The sequence below is a fragment of the Aeromonas sp. genome (genome assembly GCF_051657805.1).
Classification (GTDB): Bacteria; Pseudomonadota; Gammaproteobacteria; order Enterobacterales; family Aeromonadaceae; genus Aeromonas.
In genome coordinates, this window is record NZ_JBOFLJ010000003.1 from 354,204 (window position 1) to 375,710 (window position 21,507).

At 63.2% G+C, this 21,507-nt stretch carries 18 protein-coding genes; 5 read left to right on the forward strand and 13 right to left on the reverse strand.

Features of this window, described 5'->3' with window-relative positions; genetic code table 11:
* Positions 1-175: 175 nt before the first annotated feature.
* The 8 genes from ACRCYW_RS01960 to ACRCYW_RS01995 form a co-directional block, all read right to left on the reverse strand.
* The gene (locus ACRCYW_RS01960) at positions 176-805 is read right to left on the reverse strand and encodes a CoA transferase subunit B (protein WP_438548496.1); all 630 of its coding nucleotides are present in this window, start codon (positions 803-805) and stop codon (positions 176-178) included.
* Positions 806-898: 93 nt separating this feature from the next.
* Entirely contained in the window at positions 899-1,600 is a 702-nt protein-coding gene (locus tag ACRCYW_RS01965) for a CoA transferase subunit A (RefSeq protein WP_438548497.1), read from the reverse strand.
* A 78-nt stretch (positions 1,601-1,678) separates the two neighbouring features.
* Positions 1,679-2,698, reverse strand: a complete 1,020-nt coding sequence (locus tag ACRCYW_RS01970; protein ID WP_438548498.1) for a YeiH family protein — start codon at positions 2,696-2,698, stop codon at positions 1,679-1,681.
* Positions 2,686-3,690, reverse strand: coding sequence for a DsbA family protein (locus ACRCYW_RS01975; RefSeq protein WP_438548499.1), 1,005 nt, complete (start codon positions 3,688-3,690; stop codon positions 2,686-2,688). Before ACRCYW_RS01975 ends, ACRCYW_RS01970 begins: the two co-directional genes overlap by 13 nt.
* Positions 3,687-5,018, reverse strand: a complete 1,332-nt coding sequence (locus ACRCYW_RS01980) for an MFS transporter (RefSeq protein ID WP_438548500.1) — start codon at positions 5,016-5,018, stop codon at positions 3,687-3,689. The genes ACRCYW_RS01975 and ACRCYW_RS01980 overlap by 4 nt, the downstream gene beginning before the upstream one ends.
* A 188-nt stretch (positions 5,019-5,206) precedes the next feature.
* Positions 5,207-6,259, reverse strand: a complete 1,053-nt coding sequence (locus ACRCYW_RS01985; RefSeq protein WP_438548501.1) for a 3-keto-5-aminohexanoate cleavage protein — start codon at positions 6,257-6,259, stop codon at positions 5,207-5,209.
* Positions 6,260-6,470: 211 nt separating this feature from the next.
* Positions 6,471-7,319 carry a TauD/TfdA dioxygenase family protein gene (locus tag ACRCYW_RS01990; protein ID WP_438548502.1) on the reverse strand — a complete coding sequence of 283 codons (849 nt, stop codon included), beginning with the start codon at positions 7,317-7,319 and terminating at the stop codon, positions 6,471-6,473.
* Between the two features lie 70 nt (positions 7,320-7,389).
* The gene (locus ACRCYW_RS01995) at positions 7,390-8,370 is read right to left on the reverse strand and encodes a quinone oxidoreductase family protein (RefSeq protein ID WP_438548503.1); all 981 of its coding nucleotides are present in this window, start codon (positions 8,368-8,370) and stop codon (positions 7,390-7,392) included.
* Between the two features lie 365 nt (positions 8,371-8,735).
* On the opposite strand from ACRCYW_RS01995, the gene prpB reads away from it, so the two are divergent.
* The 4 genes from prpB (at position 8,736) to prpF (ending at position 14,785) form a co-directional block, all read left to right on the forward strand.
* A complete protein-coding gene (prpB, locus tag ACRCYW_RS02000; protein WP_438548504.1) occupies positions 8,736-9,620 on the forward strand; it encodes a methylisocitrate lyase in 885 nt (294 codons plus the stop codon).
* Positions 9,621-9,684: 64 nt separating this feature from the next.
* On the forward strand, positions 9,685-10,845 hold the full coding sequence (gene prpC / locus ACRCYW_RS02005; RefSeq protein ID WP_438548505.1) for a bifunctional 2-methylcitrate synthase/citrate synthase: 1,161 nt from the start codon (positions 9,685-9,687) through the stop codon (positions 10,843-10,845).
* Entirely contained in the window at positions 10,842-13,466 is a 2,625-nt protein-coding gene (gene acnD, locus ACRCYW_RS02010; RefSeq protein WP_438548506.1) for a Fe/S-dependent 2-methylisocitrate dehydratase AcnD, read from the forward strand. The genes prpC and acnD overlap by 4 nt, the downstream gene beginning before the upstream one ends.
* A gap of 131 nt (positions 13,467-13,597) precedes the next feature.
* The gene (gene prpF, locus ACRCYW_RS02015) at positions 13,598-14,785 is read left to right on the forward strand and encodes a 2-methylaconitate cis-trans isomerase PrpF (protein WP_438548507.1); all 1,188 of its coding nucleotides are present in this window, start codon (positions 13,598-13,600) and stop codon (positions 14,783-14,785) included.
* A 91-nt stretch (positions 14,786-14,876) separates the two neighbouring features.
* Here prpF and ACRCYW_RS02020 read toward each other — a convergent pair whose 3' ends face one another.
* From ACRCYW_RS02020 to ACRCYW_RS02030, 3 genes are all read right to left on the reverse strand, one after another.
* A complete protein-coding gene (locus ACRCYW_RS02020) occupies positions 14,877-15,131 on the reverse strand; it encodes a DUF6719 family protein (protein ID WP_438548508.1) in 255 nt (84 codons plus the stop codon).
* Positions 15,132-15,400: 269 nt separating this feature from the next.
* Positions 15,401-16,081, reverse strand: a complete 681-nt coding sequence (locus ACRCYW_RS02025) for an N-acetylmannosamine-6-phosphate 2-epimerase (protein ID WP_438548509.1) — start codon at positions 16,079-16,081, stop codon at positions 15,401-15,403.
* Positions 16,082-16,089: 8 nt separating this feature from the next.
* Positions 16,090-17,646: a PTS transporter subunit EIIC gene (locus tag ACRCYW_RS02030; RefSeq protein WP_438548510.1), complete on the reverse strand. Its 1,557-nt coding sequence runs from the start codon at positions 17,644-17,646 to the stop codon at positions 16,090-16,092.
* Positions 17,647-17,809: 163 nt separating this feature from the next.
* Between ACRCYW_RS02030 and ACRCYW_RS02035 the strand changes: the two genes are divergently transcribed.
* Complete coding sequence (locus ACRCYW_RS02035) at positions 17,810-18,652, forward strand: MurR/RpiR family transcriptional regulator (protein ID WP_438548511.1); 843 nt, start codon at positions 17,810-17,812, stop codon at positions 18,650-18,652.
* Between the two features lie 378 nt (positions 18,653-19,030).
* Here ACRCYW_RS02035 and ACRCYW_RS02040 read toward each other — a convergent pair whose 3' ends face one another.
* Together ACRCYW_RS02040 and ACRCYW_RS02045 are read right to left on the reverse strand one after the other, a co-directional pair.
* The gene (locus ACRCYW_RS02040; RefSeq protein WP_438548512.1) at positions 19,031-19,429 is read right to left on the reverse strand and encodes a hypothetical protein; all 399 of its coding nucleotides are present in this window, start codon (positions 19,427-19,429) and stop codon (positions 19,031-19,033) included.
* Between the two features lie 2 nt (positions 19,430-19,431).
* Positions 19,432-21,438, reverse strand: coding sequence for a patatin-like phospholipase family protein (locus tag ACRCYW_RS02045; RefSeq protein ID WP_438548513.1), 2,007 nt, complete (start codon positions 21,436-21,438; stop codon positions 19,432-19,434).
* Positions 21,439-21,507: the final 69 nt, after the last annotated feature.

A 21,507-nucleotide genomic window follows, 5' to 3' on the forward strand; every position in this document is an offset into this window, starting at 1 on the left:
GCGAAGGAACGGGGTCTGCCAAGGCGCGGGCATGCCCAGTGAGTGGGTGATGGAAGCCTGTTATCGAGGGAAGGCGGGGCACCAGAGACATCACAGAAAGTATAAAAGCGGCGAAGCAGGCCCAAGCATCCTCACTTCGCCGTGAAAATGGCCGACGAGTCGGCCTGCACGTGAGTTAGCGGCAGATGCGGCAGCCGGTGGCGGCCTGCAACTGCTCGAATTCGATGTTGGGGGCCAGCTCCACCAATTTGAGACCGCTCGGGGTCACATCCAGCACGGCGAGATCGCTGATGATGCGGCTCACCACCCCGACCCCGGTCAGGGGCAGGTTGCACCACTCCAAAATCTTGTGCTCCCCGTTCTTGGCGCAGTGCTCCATCAGCACCACCACCCGCTTGACCCCGGCCACCAGATCCATGGCCCCCCCCATCCCCTTGACCAGCTTGCCCGGGATCATCCAGTTCGCGAGATCGCCGCGCTCGGACACCTGCATGGCGCCGAGCAGCGCCAGGTTGATGTGACCGCCGCGGATCATGGCGAAACTCTCGGCGCTGTCGAAGAAGCTGCTGCCGGGCAGGGTGGTGATGGTCTGCTTGCCGGCGTTGATGAGATCCGGGTCCAGCTCCTCTTCGCTCGGGAATGGGCCTATGCCGAGCAGGCCGTTCTCGCTTTGCAGCCACACCTCCATGCCATCAGGAATATAGTTCGCGACCAGGGTCGGCAGGCCGATGCCGAGGTTCACGTAGAAGCCGTCCTGCAACTCTTGTGCGGCGCGCTCCGCCATCTCTTCACGGGTCCATGCCATGGTTAGCTCCCTACTGAATACGGTTGAAAATAAGAAGCCACTGGCAACTCTTGGGCGAGACATTGCGCCATACCTTCACGGGTCCAGGCCATTTCAGCTTTTCTCCATGACGGTACGCACTTCGATACGTTTCTCTGGATTGGGGTTGAGTACCAGCCGCTGCACATAGATGCCGGGCAGGTGGATTTCGTCCGGGGCCAGCTCGCCCACCTCGACTATCTCTTCCACCTCGGCGACGCAGACCCGGCCGGCCTTGGCGCAGAGCGGGTTGAAGTTGCGGGCCGTCTTGTTGAACATCAGGTTGCCCGCCTTGTCGGCCCTGGCGCCCTTGATGATGGCGAGATCCGCGGTGAGCGAGCGCTCCATCACATACCAGTCCCCATCGAACTGACGGGTCTCCTTGCCCTCGGCAATCAGGGTCCCGTAACCGGTGCGGGTGAAGAAGGCGGGGATTCCGGCGCCGCCGGCGCGCAGCTTCTCGGCGAGGGTCCCCTGGGGGGTGAACTCCAGCTCCAGCTCCCCGGCCAGATACTGGCGTTCGAACTCCTTGTTGCCCCCCACGTAGGAGGAGATCATCTTCTTGATCTGGCGGCTGTGGAGCAGGGGCCCCAAGCCGAACTCATCCACCCCGCAGTTGTTGCTGATGATGGTGAAGCCGCGCTTGCCGCTCTCCTGCAGCGCCTCGATGAGTTGCTCCGGGATGCCGCACAGGCCAAATCCCCCCGATGCGATGGTGATGTCATCCTGCACCAGATCGCCGAGGGCGGCCTGGGCGCTGGGATATAACTTGTTCATAGATTCCTCTCTGGCTAATCCGTTGGCCATCCAGCATCGATGCCCCCCATAGAGAGTCATCGAGCACTCGTAACCGTCCTAAGGCTTGATCCCCCAGTGCATCAACAGCAGCACCAGGGCGGCGAGAAACACCGTCTCCCCCACCATCAGCAAGATGGGTTTGATCCCCACCGCCGCCAGCTCCCTGAGCTGGGTCTTCATGCCGATGGCGGCGATGGCGATCACCAGGCACCAGCGCGACAGATCATTGACCCCGCTCTGGACCATGGCGGGCACCCAGCCCGTGCTGTTGATGCAGGCCAGCACCAGGAAACCCACCGCAAACAGGGGCAGCAGGGGCGGCCGCTTGCCGGAGGCGGGATCCGCCCCCTGCATCCGGGTGATCATGGCGGCCACCAGGATCACCGGCAACAGCATGGCGACCCGCATCAGCTTGACCACGGTGGCCACGTCCCCGGTCTCGGTGGACATGCTGTAGCCCGCCCCCACCACCTGGGCCACGTCGTGGATGGTGGCGCCGAGGAAGACGCCAGACTCCACCGGGGTCAGCTCGAAGAAGCGGGCGATCATGGGATAGGTGATCATCGCAAGCGTCGAGAGCACGGAGACGCCGATGACGGTGAACAGGGTGGCGCGCTCTTTTTGCGGATGATTGGGCAGGGAGGCGGCCAGTGCCAGGGCGGCGGAGGCGCCGCAGATAGCCGTGGCACCGCCGGTCAGCATGCCGAACAGGCGCTGGAAGCCCATCAGTCTGGCGGCGACGACGGAGAGGCTGATGGTGACGACCACCAGGGTCACAACCAGAATTACCGGCATCCAGCCGAGCTCGGCTATCTGGCCCAGGGTGATGCGCATGCCGAGCAGGGCGACGCCGATGCGCAAGATGCTGCGCGCCGTGAACTCGATGCCCGCCTTGCAGCTCCCCTCGCCGCTGAGGAAGTTCAGCGCCATGCCGAGCAGCAGGGCAAACAGCAGCACGGGGGCACCGTAGTGCTCGGCCAGGAAGGTGGCGGCCGCGGCCACCACCAGGCTGATGGTCATGCCGGGGGCCAGCTCGCGCACCCGAGCGAAGCGATCCGTCAGGGCTAGGGCGTGCATGAGAGGCTCTCCTCGGGTGTCAGGACGATGAAGAGGCGATCCCCTTCCCGCTCCACCGGGTAACGACCGACCTTGAGCTGGGTCGACCCCTGCAGATAACCGGTACGCAGGTTGAAGCGCAGGCCGTGGGCGCGACACTGGATGGTCTCCCCCTCCAGCTTGCCGCCGCACAGGGAGGCGCCCTGATGGGGGCAGCTGTCATCGATGGCATGAAACTCGCCGTCAATGTTGAACAGCACCAGGCTCTTGCCCTCCCCTTCGATGAGAGCTCGCTGACCGGGGGCAGGCACCCGGCTGGCGGGCACCTCGAGGCGCGCTTTTTCCTTCGCCCGACTCTCCTCGGCCACCACCGCCAGGCGCAGGCTGGCGAGCAGTTTTTCCACTGGCTGGGCACCGGAGAGGGTCAGACCCCCTCCCATCACGAAGCTGGGTACCCCCTGACTGGCGGGCCCCTCGGCTATCCCTGAGAAGGGGCTACCATCCCCGTGCAGGCAACTGACCAGGGCCCCCAGTGGGAAACCGGCCCGCTCGGCCAGATCCAGCAGCAGATTACCATCCCCCAGATCCCCCCCTTGCAGGAAGTGACTGGCAAACAGCGATTCCAGCAGTGTTTCCTGCTGCTCAGGCGACCCCAGCTGGCAGGCCCGTTGCCACAGGCGATGGACATCGGCGGTGTTTGGCATGCGGGGGATTTTGTCAAAGTCCAGGCTCACCCCCACGGTCGCCGCGGCCTGCTGCACCTGGGCCTGGCGCAGCCGCACCGCGGATTCGCTACCGAGTCGGCGCAGATAAAAATCGTGAAAATCCTCCCCCTGCAGTGGCAGATAGGGCAGCAGCTGCACCCCGTGCCAGCGCGGCTCCACCCGCAATTCGGGTCGTTCGGCCCGCAGCAGGGCCAGGGCCTGATCCAGCTGGCGCTTGCCGATCAGGCACCAGGGACAGATGAAATCGAAATAGACATCTAGTTTCAGGGTTTGCAGGGAACGGCTCATGCCCTGACCTCCGTGTGACCTTCGTTGATGGCGGGATCGGGAGCGATGGACGGGGAGGACTCCCCCTCCAGTCGGGCCACGTCCTTGTGGTAGTGGCGCCTGGCATAGAGAAAGACCATGGCCGCCGCGATGCTGATGAGGGGCACCAGCCGGAAGGCATTATCCAGACCGATGTGATCGGACACCTTGCCGGTGATAAAGGGGCCAGGCGCCAGGCCGAGCAGGTTGTTGGCGAGCGTCAGGGTCGCAAAGGCGGTGCCGTGCACGCTGGCGTGGGTGAGATTTGCCACCATGGCGCCGGCGGGGCCAGAGGTGCCGGTGGCGATGAACATGCCGAGGCAGATCAGCACCAGCTGGGGCAAGCCGAACGGCAGGGCGAACGCCAGGGACAAGAGGGCGCAGCTGCCGATGCAATAAGCGATGGCGAGGCTTATCTTGCGATCCGGCCGCGCCTTGCACAGCCTGTCGCTCAGCATGCCACAGAGGATCATGCCGGCGCCGCTGCACAGCACTATGATGGCCGCCGCCGCGCCCGCCTTGTCGGTCTCCATGCCGTAGTAGCGGTTGAGGTAGCTCGGCATCCAGACGATGACGGTACCACCGACGAACAGTTGCAAGCCGCTGCCCACATAGGCCGAGATCACCGAGCGGCTGGAATAGAGGCTGCGCAGGGGATTGCGTCCCCCGGCAGCCCCCTTGGCGCCGCGGCACGGAGTCGAGATCCGCGACTCTTTCACCACCAGGGGGTAGAGCGCCGCCAGCAGCAGGCCGAACAGGGCCATGCCGGCGAAGGCCCAGCGCCAGCCGAGCCAGTGGGCCAGCAGGCCTCCGCTGGCCATGCCGAGCACTGAGCCAAACAGGCCGCCGGAGATGAAGGCGCCGGAGAGGGTGGCCCGCATCTCCCTCGGGAAGACGGAGACCACCACGGCGATGCCGACGCTGCCATAGGCGGCCTCCCCCACCCCCACCAGGAAGCGGGCGATGAACATCTGCTCGTAGTTCTGGGCCAGGGCGCAGCCCAGGGTCGCCAGACTCCAGAGCGCGGCCATCAGGGCCAGGCTCTTCACCCGGCCGAAGCGATCGGCGAGCAGAGAGAGCGGGAAGGTGAGCAGCCCGACCATGAGCGCCACTATGCCGCTCAGCAGACCAAGCTGGGTATCCGAGAGCACCCATTCCCCCTTGAGCATGGGGAACACGGCGTTGAGCACCTGGCGCGACATATAGTCGGAGATGAGCAGGCCGAAGGTCAGTGCAAACACTATCCAGGCGTAGCGACGGGGCACGGCAACCTCGCCGGCCGCGCCCTCATCGATATGATACGTAGCCATACAATCCCTCGCGCTACAACAAATTGGGTTAGAACCCGGTCGTGGTACAGGTGGCCGGAGCCGCCGGAAACCCATTACTGACACATCCATCAGTTTGCCGGGTGCTGCATAGTGCAAGGGCTGCGGCCCTTTGGCAAACGGAGTTGACGGGTCGCGGCGCTTATTTTTCACACCGCGACCCAACTGGCTCAGGAGCGCTGGGGCACCCCTTTCTGGCCCTGGGAGCGGTTCGGCGCCATGCCGTTGGCGAGCAGTGTTTCCTCGATGCTGTCGTACTGCACCCCGATGCGGTAGATGGCCCGTGCCTCCTTGCCGTTGGCCACCTCGCGGCCGAGCTCATGGGCTACCCGCACGCACTGGCGGATCTGCTCCACCGAGCTCATGCGCTGGCCGTGCTGACCAATGATGGTGTCCTCGATACCGCAGCGCGGGTGCAGCCCCATGGACATGGCCATCATGTTGAACGGCAGCACGTTCTTGAGCAGGGACTCGGCGGTCAGGGTGCAACCATCCGGCGCACGGTGGACGAAGTTCATGAAGTTGAACGGGTTGGGGCCATCGAAACCGCCGCCGATGCCGATCCAAGTCAGGTTCAGCGGCCCCATGTAGACACCCCTGCGCACCAGTCGCTCCAGGGTCTCCATGGCGTGCATGCCGGTCAGCTGGAAGTGGGGCTGGATGCCGTTGGCCATCAGCCGCTTCAAGTGCTCGGCCACCCAGGCCGGACCGGCCGGGACCGTCATCTCGCTGTAGGCGGCCTGATAGGCTGGATGGGCCAGGGAGGTGCCTTCCAGGTATTCCGGGTAGAGCAGCTCCATGATGTTCATCTGGGTGGTGTTGATGGCGACCGTGACCTGATCCGGTTTCGGGGTCAGCTCAGCCAGCATGTGGCGGGTGTCGTCGGAGAGCCACTTGGCCGCCTCCCCCTCCCCTTCCGGTGCGAAGGAGATGGAACCGCCGACCTGGATGATCATGTCCGGCACCGCCTTGCGCACCCCGGCGATCAGCTCGTTGAACTTGGACAGTCGCTTGGAGCCGGTACCATCGAGCTCACGCACGTGCAGGTGCAGCACGGTCGCGCCCGCCTCGTAGCACTCCACCGCCTTCTGGATCTGCTCCTCCATGGTCACAGGGATGTCCTCCGGGAAGTCCCCTGGCGCCCACTCTGGGCCATAGGGCGCGACCGTGATTACTACCTTTTCCATGTTCTCCGGGTGCAGGGAATCGTCAAAAAATTGCATCTGTTTCTCTCCTTGAGATGTGAAGTGGCGCCCGGGCTATCCACGCGCCCGGGGCATGCGGTATGGGTTGGAACATGTTCACGGTCTGTCGCGAGAGGCCGTCAACAAGGCAAAGAGCAGCGCAGGAACCGGAGTGTGTAGGTACACATGAGGATTCCGAGCAGCGCATGAGCCTTGATCACGACCTCGCAGTAAGAACGTGGACAAGTTCTTAGAAGGGCTTGTCGCCCATTATCCCGGCCCGCTCCATCTTGCGATGGCAGGGGGCATAATCCATGGCGGCATAGTGCTGGGTGCTGCGGTTGTCCCAGATGGCTATGCTTCCCGGCTGCCAGCGCCAGCGCACCTGGAACTCGGGGATATAGGCCTGGCTGATGAGGTAGCGCAGCAGATCGCTGCCCCCCATGCTGTAGTCCTGGCCGACCCGCACATGGGCCGGGGTGTGGTAATTGGTGAAGTGGGTGGCGAAGGCGTTGACGAACAGGATCTTCTCGTCCGTCTCCGGGTGGGTGCGCACCACGGGGTGCTCGGCGTCCGGGAACTGGGCCTTCAGGGCGAGGCGCTTCTCGATGGGCATGGCGGCGCCAAAACTCGCCTCTATGCTGTGACGGGCGCGCAGGCCGGCGATCTTCTGTTTGATCTCTTCGGGTAGCGCATCGTAGGCCACCGCCATATTGGCCCAGAGGGTGTCACCGCCCACGGGCGGGCACTCCACACAGCGCAGCACGCAGCCCATGGGGGGTTGCTCGCGCCAGGTGGCATCAGTGTGCCAGGCGTTCTCGTAGCGATCGTTTGGTACCTCCGGCGACTTGTAAATGCGCACCAGACCGGGGTTGTCCGGATCGCTGCCCGCCACGGGGTGATCCTCCAGCTCGCCGAAGCGACGGGCGAAGGCCACGTGATCGGCCCGACTGATCTCCTGATTGCGCAGGAACAGCACCTTGTGCCTGAGCAGCTGGGCGCGGATCTGTGCAAACAGATCCCCGTCGTGGACGGCATCCGCCAGGTTGACGCCAGACAGCTCGGCGCCGATATGGCAGGTCAGTTGTTCTACACGCATGTCTCTCTCCCTAGATGACAAGTCAGGCGACCGGACAAGTTCCCCCTCCATGGGGTGGGGAACTCGCGCCCTAGATAACGAAGATGGAGGAGCCTGTGGTCTTGCGAGACTCCAGATCCCGGTGCGCCTGCGCCGCGTCCTGCAGCGCGTACTTCTGGTTGATCTCTATCTTGATCCGGCCGCTGGCCACGTGATCGAACAGCTCCCCCGCCAGGGCGGCTTTCTCGGCGGGATCGGCTATGTAGTCGGCGAGTGCCGGCCGGGTCAGGTAGAGGGATCCCTTCATGGCCAGCAACTGGGGGTTGAAGCCGTCGATGGGGCCGGAGGCGGTGCCGACGCAGACCATGAGACCGCGGCGTTTCAGCGAATCAAGCGACCCCATGAAGGTGCTCTTGCCGACGCTGTCGAACACCACGTCGACCCCCGCCCCTTCGGTCAGGGTCCGCACCCGCTGGGCCACGTCCTCGCGGCTGTAGTCGATGATGTAGTCGCAGCCGTGGGCCCGGGCGACTTCCCCCTTCGCCTCGCTGGAGACTGTGCCGATCACCGTGAGTCCCAGCAGCTTGGCCCACTGGGCGACGATGAGACCCACACCACCAGCCGCCGCGTGCAGCAAGATGCTGTCCCCCTGCTTGAAGTCGTGGATGCGGCGCATCAGGTAGGCGGAGGTGAGGCCGCGCATCGTCATGGCGGCGGCGGTTTCGCAGGCGATGCTGTCCGGCAGCTTGATGAGCGGCGCGGCCGGGATCAGGCGCTCGGTCGAGTAGGCGCCAAGGGTATTGATAAAGCCGGTATAGGTGACGCGATCACCGACGGCGACGTTGGTGACCCCCTCGCCCACCGCTTCGACCACACCGGCCGCCTCGACCCCCAGGCCATTGGGCAGCGGGATCGGGTAGGTGCCGTTACGAAAATAGGTGTCGGCATAGTTGAGACCGACCGCGGCGTGGCGCAGACGCACCTGGCCAGGCCCGGGTTCACCGACACCTATCTCTTCATAACGCAGGACCTCGGGGCCCCCGGTTTCATAAAAGCGTATGGCGTTGGCCATGGCTGTTCTCCAATCCATTCGTGAGTGAAAGTCTTCGTCCGGATTGAATCTAGGGGGTTACGTAAACGTCCGCTTTGCATCGGGCGACAGCCACTTTTCATCTCATGACAGTCCTTTCGAATCCGTTGAAGCCCGGTAGTGAAGAGGACAGAATCCCCCTGAACCCCCATGGCGACGGCGCCATGACCAGGTTTTGCCTGGAGACGAAGAGCCTATCTGGTTGACTCAAAAGAGGTTATTGCAATGCCGCCGAAGACGGCGCCCCAAGGGCTCAGCCTTCGACCTAAGCCGCATTGACGTTGACGTAAACGTGGTATCAGATAGTGCTATCCGCAGCAGACAAGAAGCCCATGAAAGGAGTCACAATGTCCAAGCTATCCCCCTCGGCCGGTACCCGTTTTCGCAGTGCCCTGGCCAATGAGAACCCCCTGCAGATCGTCGGTACCATCAATGCCTACATGGCGCTGATGGCCGAGCGCAGCGGCTTCAAGGCCCTCTATCTGTCCGGTGCCGGGGTGGCCAACGCCTCCTTCGGCCTGCCGGATCTGGGCATGACCTCCATGAATGACGTGCTGATCGATGCCGAACGCATCACGGCCGCCACCCAGGTCCCCCTGCTGGTGGATATCGACACAGGCTGGGGCGGCGCCTTCAACATCGCCCGCACCGTTCGCGCCTTCGAGCGAGGTGGCGTGGCCGCCGTTCACATGGAAGATCAGGTTGCCCAGAAGCGCTGCGGTCACAGGCCGAACAAGGCGGTGGTCTCCATCGCCGAGATGGTGGACAGGATCAAGGCCGCGGTGGACGCCCGCCAGGACGAGAGCTTCGTCATCATGGCCCGCACCGACGCCCTGGCGGTGGAAGGATTGGGCTCGGCCCTCGATCGCGCCGCCGCCTACGTGGAGGCGGGCGCCGACATGATCTTCGCCGAGGCGGTCACCGAACTGGACCAGTACGATCGCTTCAAGCAGGTTGCCGGGGTGCCCATCCTGGCCAACATGACCGAATTTGGTAAAACCGAGCTGTTTGACAAGGAGGCGCTGGCCGCCCACGGCGTCGACATGGTGCTCTACCCCCTGAGCGCCGCCCGCGCCGCCAATCAGGCCGCCCTCAATGTCTATCAGCAGCTGCGCCGCGATGGCCACCAGCGCGCCGTGGTCGACACCATGCAGACCCGGGAGTCCCTCTACGACTTCCTCAGTTATCACCACTACGAGCAGACTCTGGACAGACTGTTCACCAAGGAATAAGCCCGCGACCAGCCGCCTCATGCTGGCGGCTGGCGCTTCAACGGACTGAATGAGGAAACATGTGATGAGCGCCATTCCCGAAACGACCACCGGCTTCAAGCCCAAGAAATCCGTCGCCCTCTCCGGCACCGCCGCCGGTAACACGGCCCTGTGTACCGTGGGCCTCTCCGGCAACGATCTGCACTACCGTGGCTACGACATCCTGGACGTGGCCACCAGCTGCGAATTCGAAGAGATTGCCCACCTGCTGGTGCACGGGCATCTTCCCAATGTGGCGGAGCTCGCCGCCTACAAGGCCAAACTCAAAGCCCTGCGCGGCCTGCCCACCGGGGTCAAGACCGCGCTGGAGCAGTTGCCCCCGAGCGCCCATCCCATGGATGTGATGCGCACCGCCGTCTCCGTGCTCGGCTGCCTCTCCCCCGAGAAGGACGATCACAACCACCCGGGCGCCCGCGACATCGCCGACAAGCTGATGGCCTGCCTGGGGTCCGTGCTGCTCTACTGGTATCACTTCAGCCACAACGGCAAGCGCATTCACGTCGAGACCGACGACGACTCCATCGGCGGCCACTTCCTGCACCTGCTGCACGGGCACAAGCCCCGTGCCTCCTGGGTGCGCGCCATGCACACCTCCCTCATCCTCTACGCCGAGCATGAGTTCAACGCCTCCACCTTCACCGGCCGCGTCATCGCCGGCACCGGCTCCGACATGTACTCCTGCATCACCGGGGCCATTGGCGCCCTGCGCGGGCCCAAGCACGGCGGCGCCAACGAGGTGGCGTTCGAGATCCAGAAGCGCTACGAGAACCCGGATGACGCCGAGGCAGACATTCGCACCCGGGTCGAGAAGAAAGAAGTGGTCATCGGCTTCGGCCACCCGGTCTATACCGTCTCCGACCCGCGCAACCACGTGATCAAGCAGGTGGCGAGCGATCTCAGCCAGGAGCAGCACAACACCAAGATGTTCGACATAGCCGCGCGCCTCGAAGCCGTGATGTGGGATGCCAAGAAGATGTTCCCGAATCTCGACTGGTTCAGCGCCGTCAGCTACCACATGATGGGGGTGCCCACCGCCATGTTCACCCCGCTGTTCGTCATCGCCCGCACCTCCGGCTGGTCCGCCCATGTCATCGAGCAGCGCATCGACGGCAAGATCATCCGCCCGAGCGCCAACTACGTCGGCCCGGAGGATCTCAAGTTCGTGCCGCTCAAGGAGCGCCCATGAGCCACATCAACAGCCAATACCGCAAGCCCCTGCCCGGCACGGTGCTCGACTACTTCGATGCTCGCGCGGCAGTCGACGCCATCGCGCCCGGCGCCTGGGACAGACTCTCCTACACGGCGCGCGTGCACGCCGAGAACCTGGTTCGCAAGTGCGATCCGGCCATCCTCGATGAGTGCCTGGGTCAGATCGTCTTCGGCAAGCGTGAGCGCGACTTCCCCTGGTTCCCGGCCCGGGTGGTCTGCCACGACATCCTGGGCCAGACCGCCCTGGTGGATCTCGCCGGCCTGCGCGACGCCATCGCCGATCAGGGCGGTGATCCCGCCCAGGTCAACCCGGTCGTGCCGGTGCAGCTGATCGTCGACCACTCGCTGGCCGTCGAGTGCGGCGGCTTCGATCCCCAGGCGTTCGAGAAGAACCGCGCCATCGAGGATCGCCGCAACGAGGATCGCTTCCACTTCATCAACTGGACCAAGCAGGCGTTCAAGAACATCGAGGTGATCCCGCCAGGCAACGGCATCATGCACCAGATCAACCTGGAGAAGATGTCGCCGGTCATTCATGCCGATCGTGGTCTCGCCTACCCGGACACCTGCGTCGGCACCGACAGCCACACCCCCCACGTTGACGCCCTCGGCGTCATCGCCGTCGGGGTGGGCGGGCTGGAAGCCGAAAACGTCATGCTGGGGCGCGCCTCCTGGATGCGGCTGCCGGAGATCGTCGGCGTGGAGCTGACCGGTAAACCGCAGCCCGGCATTACCGCCACGGATCTGGTGCTGTCGCTCACCGAGTTCCTGCGCCAGCAGAAGGTGGTTGGCGCCTATCTGGAGTTCCGTGGGGAGGGCGCCGCCGCCCTGACCCTGGGCGATCGCGCCACCATCTCCAACATGGCGCCGGAATACGGCGCCACCGCGGCCATGTTCTTCATCGACGACCAGACCCTCGACTACCTCAAGCTCACCGGCCGCGATGACAGCCAAGTAAAACTGGTGGAGACCTATGCCAGAGAAGCCGGCCTCTGGGCCGATGCCCTCGCGAGCGCCCAGTACGAGCGCGTACTGCACTTCGATTTGTCGACCGTGGTGCGCACCCTGGCCGGCCCCTCCAATCCCCATCGTCGCCTGCCGGTCTCCGCCCTGGCGGAGCGCGGTATCGCGGTGGATCTGGACAAGGCCCGCACCCAGGAGGCCGACGGCCTGCTGCCCGATGGCGCCGTCATCATCGCGGCCATCACCAGTTGCACCAATACCAGCAACCCGCGCAACGTGATTGCCGCAGGCCTCCTGGCCCGCAACGCCAACAGGCTCGGTCTGGTGCGCAAGCCCTGGGTCAAGTCCTCCCTGGCGCCCGGCTCCAAGACAGTCGCCCTCTACTTGAAAGAGGCGGGACTGGATGCGGAGCTGGAGCAACTCGGCTTCGGCGTGGTGGCCTTCGCCTGCACCACCTGCAACGGCATGTCCGGCGCCCTGGATCCCGCCATCCAGCAGGAGATCATTGACCGGGATCTGTATGCCACGGCGGTGCTCTCCGGCAACCGCAACTTCGACGGCCGCATCCACCCCTACGCCAAGCAGGCGTTCCTCGCCTCCCCGCCCCTGGTGGTGGCCTACGCCATCGCCGGTACCATTCGCTTCGACATCGAGAAGGATGTGCTGGGGGTGGTGAACGGCAAGGAGATTCGCCTCAAAGACATCTGGCCGAGCGACGAGGAGATCGACGCCGTGGTCAAGGCCTCGGTCAAGCCATCCCAGTTCCGCCAGGTCTATATCCCCATGTTCACCATCGAGGAGGATCAGGGTCCCAAGGTGGCGCCCCTGTACGACTGGCGCCCCCAGAGCACCTATATCCGTCGCCCCCCCTACTGGGAGGGCGCCCTGGCCGGCGAGCGCACCCTGCGCGGCATGCGCCCGCTGGCTGTGCTGCCGGACAACATCACCACGGATCACCTGTCCCCCTCCAACGCCATCATGCGCAGCAGCGCGGCGGGCGAATACCTGCACAAGATGGGCCTGCCGGAGGAGGACTTCAACTCCTACGCCACCCACCGCGGCGATCACCTGACCGCCCAGCGCGCCACCTTCGCCAACCCCCAGCTGGTGAACGAGATGGCAGTGGTCAACGGCGCCGTGAAGAAGGGATCCTTGGCCCGGGTCGAGCCGGAAGGTCGGGTGATGCGAATGTGGGAAGCCATCGAAACCTACATGGAGCGCAAGCAGCCGCTGATCATCGTCGCCGGCGCCGACTACGGTCAGGGTTCGTCCCGGGACTGGGCGGCCAAGGGGGTACGGCTGGCCGGGGTGGAGGTGATAGCGGCAGAAGGTTTCGAGCGCATTCACCGCACCAACCTCATTGGCATGGGGGTGCTGCCCCTGGAGTTCAAACCGGGCACCACCCGCCTGACCCTTGGACTGGATGGCACCGAGACCTATGACGTGGTGGGGGAGCGCAAGCCGCGCGCCGATCTCACGCTGGTCATTCGCCGCCGCAGCGGCGAGGTGGTCGAGGTACCCATGACCTGTCGCCTCGACACCGCCGAGGAGGTCTCTGTCTACGAGGCGGGCGGCGTACTGCAACGCTTCGCCCAGGACTTCCTGGAGTCGACGGCCCACAAGGCCGCCAGCTAATATCGGGCCAGGTTCCTCTTCCTCTGGCAGAGGGTTGGGTGAGGGAAAACAGGTCCCCCTCACCCGACTCCCCTTTTCGGGCACCTTCTCCCCAAAAGAGAAGGTCTAACACCCTTTTTTGGACAATTTCTATGGCCCATACACCACAAGTCAAAATACCGGCCACCTATCTGCGCGGCGGCACCAGCAAGGGGGTCTTCTTCCGTCTGCAGGACCTGCCAGAGCGCTGTCAGGTGCCCGGTTCGGCCCGGGATGCGCTCTTCTTGCGCATCATTGGCAGCCCGGATCCCTACAGTGCCCATATCGATGGCATGGGGGGCGCCACCTCTTCCACCTCCAAGTGCGTGATCCTCTCCAAAAGCAGCCAGCCCGATCACGACGTGGACTACCTCTACGGCCAGATTGCCATCGACAAGGCATTTGTGGATTGGAGCGGCAACTGCGGCAACCTCTCCACCGGCGCCGGCGCCTTCGCCATCCACGCCGGCCTGGTAGACCCGGCCCGCATCCCGGACAACGGCACCTGCGTGGTGCGGATCTGGCAGGCCAACATAGGCAAGACCATCATCGCCCACGTGCCGGTGACGAACGGTCAGGTGCAGGAGACAGGCGATTTCGAACTGGACGGGGTCACCTTCCCCGCCGCCGAAATCGTGCTGGAGTTTCTCGACCCCTCAGATGATGGCGAGAAGGGCGGCACCCTCTTCCCCACCGGCAATCTGATAGACGAGCTGGAAGTCCCCGGCATCGGTGTGCTGAAGGCCACCATGATTGCCGCCGGCATCCCCACCGTCTTCGTCAACGCCGAGGAGATTGGCTACACAGGCGCAGAGCTGCGCGAGACCATCAACACCAATCCCGAGGCCCTCGCCCGTTTCGAGCAGATCCGCATCGCCGGCGCCCTGCGCATGGGGCTCATCAAAACGCCAGAAGAAGCCGCGACCCGCCAGCACACCCCGAAGATCGCCTTCGTCGCACCGGCGAAGGACTACCGCACCGCCAGCGGCAAGGAGGTGAAGGCGGGCGAGGTCGATCTGCTGGTGCGGGCCCTCTCCATGGGCAAGCTGCACCACGCCATGATGGGCACCTGCGCCGTGGCCATAGGCACCGCAGCCGCCATTCCCGGCACCCTGGTAAACCTGGCGGCGGGTGGCGGCGAGCGGGAAGCGGTGCGCTTCGGCCACCCCTCCGGCACCCTGCGAGTCGGCGCAGAGGCGCGTCGGGTGAACGGGGAGTGGTCCATCACCAAGGCGGTGATGTCTCGCTCCGCCCGCATCCTGATGGAGGGCTGGGTACGGGTACCGGGAGACGCCTTCTAGCCCGGCGACTCCCAGATTCCCCATATAAAAAAAGCCAAGGCGACGGCCCTGGCTCTTTTTTACAACCTCTTTTGCAACCAAAACCCACTTATCATTGCGGTCTGGGCACACATTCCACCTGACGCGGGATATCTTTCTTGGCATCGCCACCGACAATTCGCTTCACCTGAGCGTCCGGGCAGCGGCCATCGTCCACGTAGACCTGCTTGCCATAAGGCACGGCCCCCGGCGGCGGATCCTGCGGCAGATACTCGATGGGCACGGGCGCCATCACGGCGCAACCCGATATCGGGCCAGCCACCAGCATCACGGCGAGCCAGCCCCTCCTCTTCCATGCAACCCTCATAGGCCACTCCCTCTGTGTGATCGGATGTGGGCAGTCGTGTTCCCCTGCCCCACATTGACCCAGCCAGTGTAGCCAGCCCCTCCCCCGCGCCGATAGCCACCAAGAGCCTCACTGTGACGAATTCAGACACAAAAAAAGCCCAGGAGATTGAGCCCCTGGGCCAGCAATACCACGGATTGATGGGCTGCCGCCCCTAGCACCAAGTCACTCCACACCTTGTCTAGCCGTGGAGCCCGGCAGGCCAGAGCGACTGAAGCCCTTGGGTATACTTACAGCCCCATCGCCTCGATGAATCGCTCTGTGATCTGCTGGGGACGGGTGATGGCACCGCCCACGACGACCGCATGGGCACCGAGTTGCAGACAACGGGTCGCCATCTGCGGCGTCACCACATTCCCCTCCGCAATCACGGGCACAGTGACGGCGGCCAGCACGGCGCGCAGGAAGGCAAAGTCATCGTCATGGAGCTTGTGGCCTTTCGTCTCCCGGGTGTAGCCGTGCAGGGTGGTGCCGACGCAGTCAAAGCCGAGCCGCTCGGCATGTGCTGCCTCCTCCAGGGTGGCAATATCTGCCATCAGCAGCAGTTCTGGATAACGGGCCCGGATGGCCTCGACCATCTGCGCCAGGCTCTGTCCATCAGGCCTCGGATGCAGGGTGGCATCCAGGGCAATCATCTCGGGCGAGGCCGTCATCAGCTCATCCACCTCCCGCAAGGTGGCGGTGATGTAGACCTCGGAGCCCGGATAATCGCGCTTGAGGATACCGATAACCGGCAGGGATACTTGCTGCTTGATGGCCTGGATATCCACCACGCTGTTGGCCCGGATGGCACTGGCGCCACCCCGGGCGGCCGCCAGCGCCATGCGCCCCATGATGAAGTCGCTGTGGAGCGGCTCATCTTCCAGCGCCTGGCAGGAGACGATCAACTTGCCCTTGATTTGGTTCAGCATTGTACAACTCATGCGCCCAATAACTCCTCAATCTCGTTCTTGATGATGGTGACGTGGGGACCGTAGATGACCTGGATGCCATTGCCCTTGGTGATCACGGCCAGTGCCCCCGTCTGTTTCAGCAGTGCCTCCTTGACGGCATCGCCGCGATGGACCGACACCCGCAGTCGGGTCGCACAGCAGTCCACATCCTTGATATTGATGGCGCCACCCAGCCCCTCGACGATCGCCTTGGCGCGGTCGACGCCCACTGTCTCGCGGATCTCCTCCTGCTGATCTTCACGTCCCGGCGTCTTGAACTTGAAGCGCTGGATCATGAAGCGGAAGGAGAAGTAATAGAGGCAGAACCAGGGCACACCCACCAGGGGCACCAGCATCCAGTTAGTCTTGGCCTGCCCCTGCAACACACCAAACAGCATGAAGTCGATGAAACCGCCGGAGAAGGTCTGGCCTATGGTGATGTTCAGCATGTGCGCCAGCATGAATGCCAGGCCGTCGAAGACCGCATGCAACACGTACAGGGGCGGCGCAATAAACAGGAAGGAGAACTCGATAGGTTCGGTGATCCCGGTCAGGAAGGAGGTCAGGGCGGCCGAGATGAGCAGGCCCGCCACCCGCTTCTTGTTCTCGGAGCGAGCGCAGTGGTAGATGGCGAGGCAGGCCCCCAGCAAGCCGAACATCATGGTGATGAAGCGGCCGGACATGAAGCGGGCCGTCCCCTCGTAGAACTGCACCGTAGCGGGGTCCGACAACTGGGCGAAGAAGATGCGCTGGGTGCCTTCCACGAGATGACCGTCGATCAGCGCACTGCCCCCCAATGCTGTCGTCCAGAACGGCAGATAGAAAATATGGTGCAGACCGAACGGGCCCAGCATCCGCAGCACGAAGCCGTAGATGAAGGTGCCAAGGTAACCGGTGGCATCAACCAGCCCGCCCATGCCGAAGATCAGCTGCTGGAAGTGCGGCCAGACCACGTACATGAGGCAGCCCAGCACGATCGCCGCCAGCGAGCAGACGATGGGCACGAATCGCGAGCCGCCGAAGAAACCGAGAAACTGCGGCAGTTGCACCTTGTTGTAGCGGCTGTGCAGCCAGTAGCTCATCAGCCCCACCACAACGCCACCGAACACCCCGGTTTCCAGCGTCTGGATCCCGAGGGCCATACCCTGGCCAGAAGCTCCCAGGTTAGTGCTCGCCAGGGTATCGGACAGCTTCAGCAGGGTGCTGATGCTGGCGTTCATCACCAGATAGGCCAGCAGGGCGGAGAGCCCGGCGGTGCCCTTGTCGGAGCGGGCCAGCCCCACCGCCACCCCGACGGCAAACAGCACCGCCAGGTTGGCAAAGACGATGGCCCCCGCATCGGCCATCAGAATGAAGAGCCCCTGCAGCCAGGGCACATCCAGGAAGGGATAGGCCACCAGCGTGTTCGGATTGGAGAGCGAGCCCCCGATCCCCAACAACAGGCCGGCGGCGGGCAGCACGGCGATCGGCAACATGAACGACTTGCCAAAGCGCTGCGCCTTCTCGAAAAACGGGCTGCTTCCCGTCTTCTCGGGCTGTGACATGATAAAAATCTCCATGAGTGAATTGCATTGGTGATAATTTTTACCAAAACAATGAACAAGTCATGATAATTATTTTTATGGTGTGACAGCTCTCACATTCGGCCGGTAAATAACGCTAGAATCACTGCCAGTTTGCATCAAGCCAGTTCTGAAGGAGTCTTCATTGAACCAAGCCGCAGAGGCCCCTCGCGTACTGCTCATGCTGCGCCACAGCCTCACCACCTATAGTCAGACCCTGCAACGGCTCGGCCAGTTCGTGCTGGATCAACCCCAGCGGGTGCTCTACCTGACCATCACAGAGCTGGCCCGCGAGAGTGGCACCAGCGAGGCGAGCGTGACCCGCCTATGCCGTGTCGTGGGTTGTCGCGGTTATACCGAGTTCAAGATGGCATTGGCGCTGGAGACCCAGCAGGAGCAGGCCAGCCAGCCTCAGCCGCTGACCACGGATGCCACCAGCTGCCTCATCGAGGAGAGCGTCTCGGCCCTGCGGGATACCGGGGCCCTGCTCAGTGAGACGGCGCTTCGGCAAAGCGCCAGCCTGCTGAATCAGGCTCGCCAGATCCAGATCTACGGGGTGGCCGCCAGCGCCATCATCGGGGATTACCTGAGCTATCGTCTGCTGCGCATGGGGATCTCGGCCCAGCAGTTCAGCGACATGCACCGCGCCGCCATGAATGCGGCCAGCCTGGCCGAGGGGGATGTGGTGATCGCCGTGTCCAGCTCGGGGTCGACCAAGGATCTGCTGCACACGGTGCAACTTGCCAAGGGACGAGGAGCCCATGTCATCGTGCTCAGCAACACCAGCCGCAGCCCGCTGGCGGCCCTGGCCGATCAATTGCTGGTGGCGGCCAAACCGGAAGGGCCGCTCACCGCCGGCTCGTTTCACTCCAAGATCAGCGCCATGCTGATCATAGAGCTGCTGGTGCAGCGGCTGCTGGAAGACCACCCGGAGCGGGAAACCGCCATCTCGGACAGCGCCAAGGCCACCCTGCCCTGGCTGATATAATGCGGAGCCACAGACACCTTCACATCAATGAGGCTGTACGCGGTCCTGAAAAGATAAAGGTATGAACGGGGGATGCCCCGAGCGGGGCAAGAAGAGAGTACGCCGGCGGCATGGGAGCACCAGCCGGCGTATGCTGGAAATCGCAGATATAAAAAAGCCCAAACGACGCAGTCGCTTGGGCCATGAAGATGGCGAAGTCCCCGCCCTTAATGGGTTCGATTCTCCCAAGAGTTGCTTCATATCGGGGGTCGAAGGGCTAGGCGATGTCGCTGGGTGTTTCAGCAGGCAGATAGCCAGGTCCATCGGACTTTATGGATAATCACCTGCATCTGACAACGGCGCTCGCCAAAGACCCGCACGACATCCGATGGATCTCATTCAAACAAAGAGATTGCCTGTTTGAATCACTATGCTCTCTTCCGGCTCTTGCAACAGAGGCTGTAACGCACCATGTGCGCTATGGAGCAAATCACAGGCCGATTGACATGCCTCAGGGCTGGCCAACTCCTCTAAAGGCAGCCATAACAACAGCTTGCCACTGCTGTCAGCCGTCAGCCTGGTCGGTTGCAACGCCGACATCGGGCTGTTGACCTGCAGCAACAGCAGCATGACCCCCGAGAGTCCATTCGAGGGCAAGGGAGCCATCGGCAACGCCAGCACATACTGATCTCCCATTCTCTCTAGCCACAACTCTGGCGATGCCTCGAATCGGATGCGCCGACTCTCACCGGCCACGGGCAGGGTTTGTCCCAACCCCTCTAACCATTCAATCAGCATGCTTACTCCTTCATCATCCAGGCTTGAGCCTGGCTGACCGTGGTGGAGGAGCGGGGTTTGCTCCAAGGTTTGTTGCGAGCACCGTAATTGTCTGCCAGCTCCTGCAGGGCCAGGTTCACCTCAGAGGGCGTCTTCGCATTCACCAGTGCATGCTCTGTCCGGCGCAGCAATGCCACGTTGCTGTCCGGCTGCCCTGGGCGGAAGAGGGAGGGATAGATCACCTCATGGATAATGTTGTGAGCCACCGTCATCACCTCACGGTGCCTTGCCTCACCTTTGCTCTGATCCAATATGGGGAATTGGCCAGCTGGGCTAGCCGTATTGAGCAAGCGAGCCAGTGCTGTGTTATCCGCTTGGTTGAACTGAGCCACAAGCCAGTCTCGCCGGGCCGGGGAATTGGCCAGTGAATCGAGTTGTTCGAGCGCATCGGATAATGAGCCAGACAGTTCCAACCGGGCAGATGGGTCCTGGCTCAACACAGATGCCACTATGACGGAGATCTGCTCCTGAGCCGTCTGTTGAAAACGAACGGTTTCCTGTATCTCCGCATTACCTTCCAGCGCAACGGCCGCAAAGTCCCGCTCCGGCAGGGCCAGCAAGGCTGACTCCAGATCGTGGAACTGATATTGCTGCCGATCGCTCGCCCTCCCCGCCAGATGCCCCGTCACCGCATCCGCCAGCTTGTCTTGCAGATGCTGCTTGTCGGCATCACTCATGGTGAAATTAAGCGTGCCGCTCAGGGTGCCGGTGAAGTCACCGCGCTCGGTTTTGAGCGGCACTGTCACCATCTGATCGGCGAATGCGGCCAGTCCTTTGGTTTGCAACGCAGAGCGTGCCCCGACCGGTGCACCGACCACCCAATCCGCAATGGCGCCTTTGCGAGTCCCCCGCTCGGCGGGCTCGTCGCTGCCACCCTCAAATTTCAGGATCAGATTGTCATGTTCAGAAATGGGCGAGTGCCTGACAACGGGGTTGATCAACTCAGGGACAGGGACATTGAGCATGACGCCGCCATCTTGCAGCGACAGCCGCTCATCCTGCATCAAGAAGGGTTGATGCTGCTCCTCGGGGCGACTGAAGACCACAGGGAAAGAGCCGGAAATATGGGCAGCACGGGCAATTTCCATGTCCGGTGTCAGGCTGGCATTGAACAGGATCATTTGCGGGCGGCCATCGAACATGCCTGTCCCCGTGATGTTCAACTCCTTGATGGCCGGGATATGGCGGTTGAGCAGGGCCAGATCACCGAAAGTCACTCCCCCCCCCTGCTGCAGGCGTTGCCGGATGGCGACGATCTCGGGTCTGGAGCTCAGCTCAGGGTGTGCGCCAAGCTGGGTCAATACGGAGCGGCTCGACTCCTGTTTAAGCGTCTTCTCGAGGGGGGCGGCTTCGGACTGCAGGCGGGGCAAGATGTTGCAAAGCAATTGCACGAAGCTACCCAACTTGCTGAGTTTTATCTTATCGAGCAGTCCGGCGATCGTCTTGCCATTTTCCCCACTCAGATGTTGAGCCAGCCTGATTTTTTTCACTGGGGAATCGAGCAAATCAATGAGATCCATCTCATCGGACAGGCTCTTGAATTTATCGGCATTCATCCCAGCCGCGAGCAAAGACGCCGTAATCGCCCCGGCGGAGGAACCGGACAGAGTGCATACCTCGGCTAACTTGCCCTGCTGCTCCAACGCCTTGATGGCCCCCGGATAGGCTGCCCCCTTGGCACCCCCGCCGCTGAGCACCAGGCTGGTGAGCGGAGGATGCTGGAGTGTGACTGAGGTTGAGCCATCCTGATGACGAGCGATGCTGACCTGACGCGGCCCGCTGCCCTCGCAGATCACCTCTCCCTTCGGCGACTCGGTGAGAGGGGACTGCCTCGGGGTCAGCGGCAACACGGCCCCCGTTCCCAGCGTACTCACCAGGCTGGGCAGCTGCTCCCGCGGCTCATGATGGAGTGGCTCGGACGCCGCGGTCTGCGTCGTGATGGACTGTCTGGCAACCTGCTGGATCTGCATGGGCAATTCTCCTGTGACTGTGGAATTGAGCCCATTCTAGGGAGAGTCGCCGTGGTCGTTTGGCAACAT